The 11,612-nt window shown below is 71.7% G+C and carries 9 protein-coding genes; 5 read left to right on the plus strand and 4 right to left on the minus strand.

The annotated features are described in order from the left end of the window. Positions 1–40 precede the first annotated feature (40 nt). Complete coding sequence (locus tag ACIBH4_RS25080; RefSeq protein WP_362517527.1) at positions 41–256, minus strand: hypothetical protein; 216 nt, start codon at positions 254–256, stop codon at positions 41–43. An 814-nt stretch (positions 257–1,070) separates the two neighbouring features. Here ACIBH4_RS25080 and ACIBH4_RS25085 point away from each other — a divergent pair. Genes ACIBH4_RS25085 through ACIBH4_RS25100 form a run of 4 tightly spaced genes read left to right on the plus strand, consistent with a single transcriptional unit; the run spans position 1,071 to position 7,561 of the window. Next, positions 1,071–2,228, plus strand: a complete 1,158-nt coding sequence (locus ACIBH4_RS25085; protein WP_362517530.1) for a hypothetical protein — start codon at positions 1,071–1,073, stop codon at positions 2,226–2,228. Between the two features lie 30 nt (positions 2,229–2,258). Then, complete coding sequence (locus ACIBH4_RS25090) at positions 2,259–4,388, plus strand: hypothetical protein (protein WP_362766521.1); 2,130 nt, start codon at positions 2,259–2,261, stop codon at positions 4,386–4,388. Then, on the plus strand, positions 4,385–6,514 hold the full coding sequence (locus tag ACIBH4_RS25095; RefSeq protein ID WP_362766524.1) for a hypothetical protein: 2,130 nt from the start codon (positions 4,385–4,387) through the stop codon (positions 6,512–6,514). The genes ACIBH4_RS25090 and ACIBH4_RS25095 overlap by 4 nt, the downstream gene beginning before the upstream one ends. 45 nt (positions 6,515–6,559) lie before the next feature. Continuing rightward, complete coding sequence (locus ACIBH4_RS25100; protein ID WP_362517539.1) at positions 6,560–7,561, plus strand: MinD/ParA family protein; 1,002 nt, start codon at positions 6,560–6,562, stop codon at positions 7,559–7,561. 571 nt (positions 7,562–8,132) lie between these two features. Here the strand turns inward: ACIBH4_RS25100 and ACIBH4_RS25105 are convergent. Further along, on the minus strand, positions 8,133–9,392 hold the full coding sequence (locus ACIBH4_RS25105) for a hypothetical protein (RefSeq protein WP_362517542.1): 1,260 nt from the start codon (positions 9,390–9,392) through the stop codon (positions 8,133–8,135). After that, positions 9,393–9,890 carry a hypothetical protein gene (locus ACIBH4_RS25110; RefSeq protein ID WP_362766527.1) on the minus strand — a complete coding sequence of 166 codons (498 nt, stop codon included), beginning with the start codon at positions 9,888–9,890 and terminating at the stop codon, positions 9,393–9,395. A gap of 30 nt (positions 9,891–9,920) precedes the next feature. On the opposite strand from ACIBH4_RS25110, the gene ACIBH4_RS25115 reads away from it, so the two are divergent. Beyond that, positions 9,921–10,703 (plus strand): glycoside hydrolase family 16 protein, encoded by a 783-nt coding sequence (locus ACIBH4_RS25115; protein WP_362517548.1) that lies wholly within the window; start codon positions 9,921–9,923, stop codon positions 10,701–10,703. Positions 10,704–10,886: 183 nt separating this feature from the next. Here the strand turns inward: ACIBH4_RS25115 and ACIBH4_RS25120 are convergent, their stop codons facing one another. Further along, a complete protein-coding gene (locus tag ACIBH4_RS25120; protein WP_362517551.1) occupies positions 10,887–11,399 on the minus strand; it encodes a GNAT family N-acetyltransferase in 513 nt (170 codons plus the stop codon). Positions 11,400–11,612: the final 213 nt, after the last annotated feature.

Below are 11,612 nucleotides of genomic sequence, written 5' to 3' on the forward strand. Positions count from 1 at the left end.
TCATTTGCCATGATGTGGGCGGCTCGCCGCGGGCAGGGGGTCAGAGATCCACGTCGCGGGAGGCGACCACGCGGACCCCCTCGGGTTCACGGCCCACCGGGGTGACCACGACCCGCCTTCCCCGCTCCTCGTAGCCGTGCTCGGTCAGCCACATGAGGGTGTACACGTCGAGTTGGCTGAAGTGGATGGGGGAGGCGGGCGAGAAGATGTCGTCGCCGGTGTCGCCTTCGACGATCGACAGGGTGTAGGTGGTCATAGCAGCCTCCGGGCCGTGGTCGTCCTCGGGAGGTCCATACCCCGGGGTTGTCCTTGGGAGGTCCATCCCCCGGTCGAGAAGACCCCGCGCACATCCTCCGACAGCGGCGAACCCTCGCTCGCCCCGGCGCCCCGGCCATGGCACACATGCGCCCTCGTACGGCCGTCGCGCGCCTTGCCCTGCGGGCGTCCGAGGGGGGGGAGCACCGCCCTCCGAGCGGTCTCGGAAAAGCAGGGTTCCAATTACCCGAACGACGGCCGGGAACCGAACAGCTAAACAGAGGAAACGTATTCATATCAAGTCGCTATGACGGCTTGCACCAATCCCGAGTGGGAAACGCTTGCGCGATCGCCCGTACGCGACGAGAGCTCCACCTCCCCGCCGGAAAGCCCAACGGGAGGCGAACGACCGGCCTTCCCCAGGGAAATGGCAGTTCACCAAGAAACGTGAGGGATCATCCGAAACCTCCGGATGGCCGTACATCTCTAGAGAACCAGTGGCACGATCCAACCACAGGAGGGCTGCAGGCGGGGGCACTGGCCGTTTCGGACTGTCCGTATATCCACTTAGGTGTTATTTATAACCCAATAACCATAAGTGTCAATTACTGAGCCCTTTACCTTCCAAATAGATCACGGTCAGTCTAATATTTGGACCTATGTCATGGCGTGCATCAGATTTCCCAGATGGACAGGCTGGGTCCTCTCGCCGTGGCGGCGCTTCCTCTAGGCACGATTCCGAACACGCATCCGACTGGCACCCCGAACGCCTCCTGTCATTCGATTGGCGGAAGGTTATTCTGTTCACGGCGGTTTTGGCGATCATCGCCTTCGCCGTGATCTGGCTCGTGACCAGATCGACCTCCGGTTCGTCCCTCGCGGCGAACCCCACGCCCGACCCTTCCGACACCGGCTGGGAGAAGGCCGACTCCTCGCCTTCACCGACGCCGGAGTCCTCTCGCTCCACCCCCGAACCGACACCGAAGCCCACGCCCACCAAAAGCGGCAAGGAGAAGTCCCCTCGCCCCGAGGCCACTCCCACCCGGAAGCCACGGACCGAGACCAGGACCACCCCGCCACCCGCCGACCCGCCCGCCGGGTCCCGCTCACCCGAGCTCACCGCCAGGGAGGCGTACGGCATCCACGGCCGTTACCAGCGGGGGTTGTCGGCGGCCCAGGCCAGGAAGGACCAGGCGGCCATGGCGAAGCTGGAGCACGGGCTCGCGCTGGAGATGACACGGGCGAGTTTCAAAACCGCCGAGATGCAGGGAACCTCACTCGCGACGGGGATATGGCCCAACCCCCAGGTGTGGATCCCGCGCCACGTGGAGGGCACCGCCGACTGGTTCGTGGCGGTCTCGCACGAGCCCGGCGTCGCGAGGATCGTCGACGTGATGAGCTCGGCCCCCGGAGGCTGGAGGCTCGTCGCCTCGGCGGCCGACACGCGCGACACCCCGGCGCGGTTCCCCAAGATAGCCACCGACGGCGAGGGGTACGCGACGAGCCTGCCGGAGAACGCCACCGGCCTGAGCGCGACCCCGCGGCAGATCGCCCGCGCGCACCTCGCGAGCCTGGAGAACGCGGAAATCGACTCGCGGTTCGAGGAGGGCCCGTGGACCAGCGAGGCCTCGCTGTTCTGGCATCAGGAGCGGGTCCGGCTGGAGCAGGCCGACTGGAAGCTCACGCTGTCGTACCGGCTTGAGGGACCGGTACGCGCACTCAGGACCAGTGACGGGGGCGCCCTGGTCTGGTACGGAGCCCGATCCACCGAGCTCCGCGAGGCGGTGCGGGAAGGGGCGAAGGTCAAGCTGAAAGGCTCGGCCGCCGTCCGCACCCGCGGCAAGTCCTTCGCACGCTCGGTGAGCGCCACATACGGACGCATGTATGTGACCCATGTCCCCCCCGTTGGCTCGAACGAACCCGCTCGCGTACTGGGCGAGTGGAGCGACGTCCTGGAGAGCCACGGCGACTGACGTTTTTACCGGAAGAAAAGGAACATTCTAATGACACCCTCACGTAAGCCATCGCGCGCGACGGTGATCACTGCGAGTGTCGCGATCGGTGTCTTCGGCGCCGGCGCCGGGCTGGGAACCGTCATCGCCATCCGCCCCGACCCCGGCCAGGGGCAGGTGATGCGACTCGCCGCGGGAACGTACCTCCTCGACGACCAGGCGGGAGCCTGGACGGCGGGCGCGGCACCCGGCGGTGACCAACCGCTCCCGCTCTCCGGTGCCGATGCGGGCAGCACGATCGCGAAGGGCACCAAACGGGCCTCCGCCGCCGGGGACCAGCGGGTCTGCCTGACCACCACCACCGACGGGCGCGCGGTCGGCGGCGCCGCGGAGGGCTGTGTCGCCCTTCCCGTCCTGGGCGTGGCCGCCGCCGCGGCCGCGCCCCTCCAACGGCCGGGAAACCCCAAGAGCACTCCGGCCCCGCCGTCCGCTCCCAAGGCGACCGCGTCGACGAAGACCACGACGCCCAAGAAGGCCGATCCGCCCGCCAAACCCGACCCTGCGCCGGTCCAGCCCGCGCCCAACCCCGGGCCGGCGCAACCCCCCGCCCAGCCCCCTCCCGCCCAGGTGAACAACCAGCCCGTCAACCCTCCCGCTCCACCGCCTCCGACCCCGACGAAGAAGATCAGCGGCAACATCTCGGAGAGCCAGAACGAGAGCGGCAGCGTCATCGAGCCGCGCCCCGTGGAGCAGGTCGAGGTCGTCTCGCCGCCCAAGCCGGCTCCCGAGTCCGGCGCGACGAGGTCCTCGGGCCCCTCCCTGTCGGCACAGCCCCAGCCCAGCGGAGGGAACGGGCAGCAACCCCCCGCCGACAACGGAGACAGGCAGCCACAGCCGCAGCCCACCGGCGGCAACAGGCAACAGCCCCCTGCCGACAACGGAGACAGGCAGCCGCAACCGCAGCCCACCGGCGGCAACAGGCAACAGCCCCCCGACGGGAAGTGGCAGCAGTCCCCGGACAGGAACGGGCAGCGTCCCGGCGAGGGGAACCGGCAGCAGCAGCCCCAGCCGACCGGTGGCCTCAAGCCCCCGCAGGCCCAGCCCACCGGAGGAAACGGGCAGCAGCAACCTCGGCCCATCGGTGACGCCAGGAACCCACAGCCCGGGGACAACGCGAAAAACCCCCGGCCCACGGGCACTCTGAGGCCGGCGATCCGCTCGGGCACCGGCCGGCCGATCGTGCCCTCGGGTCAGGGTCCCGTGTCCACGTCGTCTCCCGAGACCAGGCCGACCGGTGACCCCGGCACGCCCTCGGCGGCACCGGCACCGCGCGCCGGCGACCGCACTCGCTCCCAGGCGCCCGACCCGTCGCGGAAACTCCCCTCGGCCGGGCCGTCCCAGCCGCAGCCTTCCCTCGGTCCCGCCGAGAACGCGTCGCAGGGTCCCGACGGGACCGTGCTCATGCCGGCCCCCCCGCAGCTTCCCGGCGGTGGCCCGGACGGCGGTGTCTCGCTGCCGATCTTCGAGAACCCCGAGCTCATGCGGCGCGCCCACGAGGCCCTCGGGCTGGACAGGGGGATGCGCTACACGGACGAGAACGGCGTGTGGGACCTCAACATCGCCCCGCCGGGCACCCCGCCGTGCCGCGACTACACCGCCGAGGAACTCCGGGCGCTCAGCGCGACCCAGGGGCCGGACCAGGCCCAGGGCGGCCAGGCCACGATCCCCCGCGACTCGTGCCTGTGGCCCGCCTTCATCCGCTGGCTCTACGCGGAGCCCGCACCCGGCCAGATCAGCAACTGGACCAAGTTCACCGGACTGCCCCAGCGCAACCTGGAGCTCGTGGTGACCGATCCTCCCCCCGTCCCGCTTCCCAGCCCGATCCCCAGCGAGAGCACCCTCCCGCAGCCTGACCAGGGACAGACCGACCGGCGACAGGACGAGCAGCGGCAAGGCGAACAGCGACAGGGCGTCCCCGGCCAGGAGGAGCCCTGGCAGCCGGACACGGGCGGGCTGAACCCCGCCCAGCCGGGTCCCGAGGACGCGGTGGCCCCCAGAGACACCGGAGGCGACGTCTCCGAACAGTGGCCGGGCGAGAACACCGCTCCCTCCCACTCCGACCGGGGCCGGCCTCCCCGAGACCGGACCGAGCCGAACCCGTTCGAGTACGAGGGCCGATGAGCACACCTACCGGAACCGGGCGTCCCACGCCCGGCCCCGGCCAGGGGGCGGCCTGGGTGCGTGAGCACGGCGCGCACCTGATGGACTACGCCGCCTCCCACCTCGAACCCGGCCGGGCGCACGCGGCGGTCGTCTCCGCGCTGGCGGCCGGCCGGGCCGAGGCCGCTCCCGAGGGCGTCACGGCCCGGGGGCGACTGCTGGCCGCACTGCGACGTGACTGCCGCACCTCTCCGGGATACCGGGAGCGGTACGTGCCGGGTTCGGGGCCCGGCATGCCCGACGCCTCGCTGATCGAGCGGGTGTGGACGATCGTCGACCCCCTGGGCACGGAGGCGCTCAGGTTGACGTACCGCCACGCGCTCAGCATGGAGGACCTCTCCCACATGCTGGCGATGCCCGTCAACGAGGTCAGCAGGCTCACCACCCGTACCCAGGATCTGATCGAGACCCTGGTGAGCGGACTGGACGCGCTCACCCACGGGCGGCGTACCTGTCCGGAGCTCGCCCCGCTGGTGGAGAACGTCTTTCCCGACGTCTTTCCCGACGGCCCGCCCGGCGGACGGACGGCGCACTCCTCCGCGGACCCGGCGGAGGCCCAGGCGAGCCTGCTCTCCCACATGATCAGGTGTCCCGTGTGCACGCGGCCGATCAACATCCGCTACACGGCGCCGCAGATGATCGCCTATCCTCCGGTCGCGCCGCTCTCCGCCGAGGAGCGGCAGCGGCTCGTGGACTCGCTGCCTCCCGAGGCAGCCCGCGACGCGGCCTCGGAGGCGGCCCCGCCCGCACGACCGGCCCGTGGCGGGTCTCCCGTCCTGTCCGCCCCGCCTCCGGGTGGGCACTCCCCGGTCCTTCCCGCGCCCCCGGCCGGGGGCCGAACTCCCGCCCCGCCCGGAAGCCGACACTCCGCCCCACCCGGACGACGGTCCTCCACGCCACCCGCCTCCCCGCCCGCCTCCCCGGCCGGACGACGGTCCTCCACGCCACCCGCCTCCCCGGCCGCGGGCGGCACCACCCCGGCACCGCCCCCGCCCAGGGTCGGCACGCCTCCCTACCCACCGGTGGCGTCGAAACCTCCCACGAAGCCGAAGCCACCTGCCACGACGCCGCCGAGTACGACGTCGGGCGCGGTGTCGCCGGTCACGGCACCGGGAGAGGAGCCCGCGGCGGCTTCCCGCGCTCCCGCCCCCTCCTCGGGCCTGCCTCCGCTGCCCGCCCTGCCGCCCCGCAGGACCCGGCCGGCCCGCCCGCCGTCCGCGCCTCCCGTACCCGGACACGACACCCCCCTCTACGACGCCCTGCTCACCCAGGCGTGGGCTCGCGAGGTCCTCGCCCAGAGCGAGGAGCTCACCGGCACCATCCCCCGGCAGGAGCCGCCGGCTCCCCAACCGGTCGCCAAGGCCGAACCCGTCGTCATCGCCGGGCAGGCGTCCGTCGAGATGCGCGATACCGGGACACGCGAAACCGGAGTACGCGAGACCAAAACCCGCGAAACCGGAGTACGCGAGACCGGAGTGCGCGAGACCGGAACACTCGACGACACCCAGGTTCCCGCGCTGCGCTTTCACACCGAACCCGACGACCGCCCCGACGAGGAGCGGATCGAGATGGGGATCCGCGTGCTGGAGGCGCTCAGCTGGGCGGGTGCCCGGATCAGGAACACGACGATCAAGATCGTCATCATCGTCGTGGCGGGCGCGGCGGGCACCCTGACCGGAATGAACTTTCTCGGTCCCGCGATCGGGCCCGAGGAGCCCGCGAGGTCGCTGCAGGCGTCCACCAGCCAGGCCACCCGTTCTCCGCCTCCCGCCGCCGACGCGCCGACGCGGCAGGACGGGCTCGCCTCCCGGCTTCGGGTCCCACCCGTGGTGACGCTGGACGAGTTCGGCCTGGGAAGCATGGTCCTCACCTCCTCGGGAGAGCCGTTGAAATGGCGGATCTCGGCTCCCGGCCTGGCCGTGACCCCTTCCGGCGGCACGCTGCGGGAGGGGGTCACACAGGTGATCAACCTACGTGCCCACCGGGTCCGCAACTGGTGCGGCGCCCCCGCGTCGGCCACCGCTCCGGTGACCGTTCACGCCCTCGACGACTCGATCAGTACGACGGTGCGCTGGCGGACCTGCTGACCGACCCCATCCCCCACGATCACTTTTCAAGAAAGGACCAGGGAAATGACGGATACCTCTCCCCATATCCATGCATCACCGCCCAATCCGCCGCTCCCGCCCGACCAGTTCCACGAAACGGTCCCGCTCACCGCGGAGCACCTGCTCACCAACCGCCGCCCGGAACCCGCCGGGGGGTGGCGCCGTCTCGTCTGGCAGCTCTCCGGCAAGCGCATCATCCCCGCGGAGTCGGCGGCGGAGGTGGAACGGCGCACGCTGATCGCGCATGCCCAGACCCCCGTCGCGAGCGGGCACCACCGGATCGCGGTCATGAGCCTCAAGGGCGGGGTCGGCAAGACCACGACGACGGTCGCCCTCGGCAACACGCTGGCCTCGCTGCGCGGTGACCGGGTGATCGCGATCGACGCCAACCCCGACCGCGGGACCCTCGGTCTCAAGGTCAAGTCCGAGACGGCCGCGACCATCCGCACCATGCTCGCCGAGGCCCCCCACATCCTGCGCTACGCCGACGCGCGCGCCTTCACCTCCCAGTCACCCGCCCGGCTTGAGGTCCTCGCCTCCGACACCGACCCGGCGGTGAGCGAGGCGTTCAACGCCGAGGACTACCGCACGGTCGCCGGGCTCATCGAGCGCTACTACTCCATCTGCATCACCGACTGCGGGACCGGCCTGCTGCACGGGGCGATGGGCGCGACGCTGGAACTGGCCGACCAGATCGTGCTGGTCAGCCTGGTCGCGGTGGACGGGGCGAGTTCGGCCGCCGCGACGCTGGACTGGCTGACCGCCCACGGCCACGCCGACCTCGTCAGGAACGCCATCGTCGTGCTGAACGCCGTGGAGCCCAAGTCCGACGTGGACCTGGACCTGCTGGAGCGCCACTTCTCCTCGCGCTGCCGCGCGGTGATCCGCATCCCCTACGACCCGCACCTCAAGGAGGGTGCCGAGGTGGACCTGGTCCGCCTCCGACCCACGACCCGGGGCGCGTACCTTCGCCTGGCCGCCGCGGCCGGACAGAGCTTCGGGCAGCGCCCCGACCGGAGCAACTAGTGCGACCGGTCGCCGACGATCCCACGCTGAACTGGGATCTGGGCCCGCCGCCAAGCGCCCGGCGGCGGATGCTCATCGTGGTCGTCTCGATCGTGGGGACGATCCTGCTGGCGGCCGGCGCATGGCAGCTCCTCCGACCCGACTCCGCCACCCCCGTGAACGCCTCCGCGCCGAAGGCCCTCGGAGATACCGTTCTCCTCGCCCCGCCCTCCGCCTACGAGGGTGCGGCCGGTTACCCCGTCGGGTTCCCCCGCACCGAGCTGGGCGCGGCCTCCGCCGCCGCCGCGGCGCTGGAGGCCGCGTGGACCCTGGACGTCGAACAGGCCGAGCAGGCCGCGGTGCTTTACGCGCGGCCCGAGGAGCATGACGCGGCGCGGGCCGGTGCCCGCGAGGCCGTCGCGGGGTGGAGGGAGATCCTCGGCCTGCCCAAGGACGGGGCACTCCCCGACGGCGCCGCCATGAGGACACGGACGATCGGTGTCCAGTGGAAACCCCGCGCCCAGGATCAGGTGCAGGTCTCGGTCCTGGTCCAGGTGACCGCGACCAAGGGCGTCGGCGACACCGATCCAACCTATTCGAGCCCGTACGCCATGAGCCTGCTCATGGTCTGGCAGCCCGGCATGCGCGGTGCGAACCAGGGGGACTGGGTCAACGTCCCCGACCCCCTCGCCACCTCCGTGCCGCCGGTCGCCCTCCCGGGCACCCCGGAATTCACCGCCGCGGGCTGGAAACCCATCTCCGGCCCAGAGCCCACCCCATAGATCGAGGAAGAGCGATCAATGCCCCCACGCAGCTCATCCCGGCGTGTCACCTTACTCTCCGGCCTTCTGCTGGCCGCGGTATCCGCGACGACGAGCGCGGTCATCGCCCAGCCGTGGGCCGCCATGGCGGATCCCGGCCTGAGCTCCGGCTCATCGTCGCAGGAGTTCGCCGGTTCTCCCCCCTCACGCCAGGAACCCCCCTCCGAGGTCGAAGACACCTCCCAGCAGGACGGGACTCCCCCGTCGGGCGACTCCCGCTCGGCCCCCTCGGACGACTCCCGTTCGACATCCGACAGGAACCCGCCCTCGGACGGCGACTCCCGTTCCAGAACGGACAGGAACCCGCCCTCGGGCAGCGGCTCCCGCTCCGGGGACGGGAATCCGCCCGCCGAGACGCGGACCCGTCGCGCCCCCTCGGAGGAGACCTCGTCCCCCGAGACCGACAGCCCCCCGCCCACGTCCCGTAACCGTTCCGGCGAGAGGAACACCGCACCGCGCGTGGAGGAGGACGCTCCCGTCGAGCGGCGCTCCGCCTCCCCCGATGGGACGACGACGCGGGAGGCCACACGGTCCAGGAACGCGGCGCCGACGAGCTCGCCGTCCAGCAGGTCACGTCCCGCCGAGGACCCGCCCGTGAGCACCAGGTCCACCGAGAGCTCACCGAGGAGGTCCGAGCCGACGACCAAGCCGACGACCAGGAGGAACACCAGGTCCACCGACGCCCCCGTGGAGGCCAGGAAGGTCCCCGCGCCGTCCAGGAACACCAGGCCCACCACCGACCCGTCCCCCGAGGCCAAGAAGCCCACCCCGGCACCGTCGGCGACGTCCACGGCGACCTCCGCCCCCGCCACCCCGGCGCCGTCGCCCAGCGCCACCTCCTCACCCGCGTCGACCGGGACACCGCAGCCGCCGGCGACGACACCGTCCCCCTCCGGTACGACCACCCAGCCCGCGCCGTCCCCCACACCCACCGCGACGGCGACCGCGACCGCTACGGCAACGGCGAAACCCACCGCGACGGCGACGGCGACCAAATCCGCGCCGAGCGGCACCCCCGCCCCCAAGCCCACTCAGAAGCCCACCACTTCGCCCAAGGAAACTCCGAAGCCCTCGGCGAGCCCGACCCCGCCCGTCACCCCGGCCCCCACCGCCACCTCGTCGCGCCCCGGCGCGCCTCGTTGGGCGACCCACGCGCCCCGGCCCGCACCCGCGCGGACCGACGCCCGGGAGCCCTCCCTCCTGCTCGAGCCGGTCCAGAGCACCCGATCCCCGATGGCGGCCCCGTCCCCGGCGCCCTCGATCCGTACCGTCCTGCCTCTGCCCCCGCTCAAGCGCTCCACCTCCGACCTCTGTAAGCCGGAGGACCTCGCCTCGTGCTGGAGCCTCGCGCCCTGGCGTGGCCGTACCGCGGCGTCCCCCGGCGTCCGGCTGATCGCGAACCACGAGCCGGCGGGCGCGCCGCGCTGGGTGTTCGCGCCGCCCGCCTCGCCCACCCAGCCCTCGGGCCCGACCGTGTGGGCGATCCCCAGCCCGACGAGCACCGGCTGCTGGAGCTTCAGTCCCTCCACACTCTGCGCAAGATCCTGGGAGGAGTAATCATGATCACCAGATCCCACGTGCGGGTGGCCGTACTCAGCATGGTGGCCGCGCTGACGGTGAGCACCCTCAGCGCGGCCCAGGGAGAGGTGGTCTCCGCGGCCCCCTGCGCCCCCGCCGCCACCGGCGAGGCCAGCGCCGCGCAAGCCCTCAGCTGGGGCGCACCGTCCTGGTGCGCGGAGTTCGACGACTACCTCGACGAGTCCGACTGGGTCTTCTACGACTCGGCCGGGCACGCCGGCAACGGCCGCCGATCCCCCCAGCAGCTCTACCTCGGAAACGGGGCGCTCTACCTGTACGGTCGCGAGGACGGGACCACGGCCGGCCTGGCCGCCCGTCACGCCCAGGCGTACGGGCGCTGGGAGACCCGTATCCGCCTGTACCCGGGAGCCGGGTCGTACCATCCCGTCGCCCTGCTGTGGCCGAAGGACGGCGGCGGCAACGTGCGGAGTTCCACCGGTGAGGAGATCGACTTCCTGGAGGTCATCAACGATCCCGAGCGGCAGCGGCCGAACTTCTTCCTGCACACCCCTCAGGGGCAGGAGCAGGCCCACGCCAACATCGACATGACCGCCTGGCACACCTACGCCGTGGAGGTCACCCCCAGCAGCGTCGTCGGCTACATCGACGGGCAGGAGTGGTTCCGCTCGGGGAACGCCACCCGTAGTTCGATGTCGGTCTGCCTGCAGCTGGACTGGTTCCCCGGCCAGGGAAGCTCCGGCGAGGCGTGGATGGAAGTGGACTGGCTCCGCATCTACCCGGCCTCGGCGGGAACCGCGGGCTGACCCCGCTCCGCACCGCAGGAGGGTGCGGGACCCGTCACGGGTCCCGCACCCTCCTCGCGTCCGCGGCCTTCCCGCTCACCCGGCCCGCTCACCCGGCCCGCACCACCCCGGCACGGCCCTCTCGGCGCGGGACGTTCGGGGAGCGTCGAACCTCTTCGAGGTGGTGGCCCCTCTGCCCGCCGTTCAGCCCGTGGCCACGGGGAGCCTCGACTCCAGGACCTGGCCGGGCCAGTCGCCGACCTTGAAGCTCTCCGTCCTGGTGAAGCCCTGGCTCTCGTAGTACGCCACCAGCCGGCCGTCGTCACCGGCGTAGCAGTCGACCCGCACCAGCGCGATCCCCAGCCCTGCGGCCTCCGCGCGGGCGCGCTCCAGCAGGGCGGCCCCGACTCCCCTGCCGTGGAACCTCGGATCGACGACCAGCCCCTGGATGTAGAGCTCCGGCTCGGGAGCGGGGGGGACATAGGGCATCGCGGGCCCCACTACCAGGCAGCCCGCGGGCCGGCCGTCGAGCTCGGCGACGCGCATCCCGCCGGATGTCGCCCACGAGGTGACCCGCTCGACACGGGCCGCGTCGACGGAGAACGGCTCACTGCCCCACTGGCCGGTGCGGCCCAGGGAGGTCAGCCACGCCACCGCGCCGTCGAACATCGCCAGAACGGCCGGTGCGTCGCCAAGATGACCGTCACGGATAATCATCGGCGGATCTTAACAGGACACACACCTACATAGGAGGACATGCCAGCCAGATGCGTCATACCGGGAGTCTTTTCGAGCCACTTCCGGCACCACTTGGCCGATGCCTCTCCCGGTCGCGCCGCAGGTGGGAACCATTGCCCTCCCCGACCGAACAACAACGAGAGCTTGTTCGGGCTTTGCTAGTTAATTAACGACAATCACCTATAAATGACT

This window comes from Streptosporangium sp. NPDC050284, assembly GCF_044459525.1.
Lineage (GTDB): Bacteria > Actinomycetota > Actinomycetes > Streptosporangiales > Streptosporangiaceae > Streptosporangium.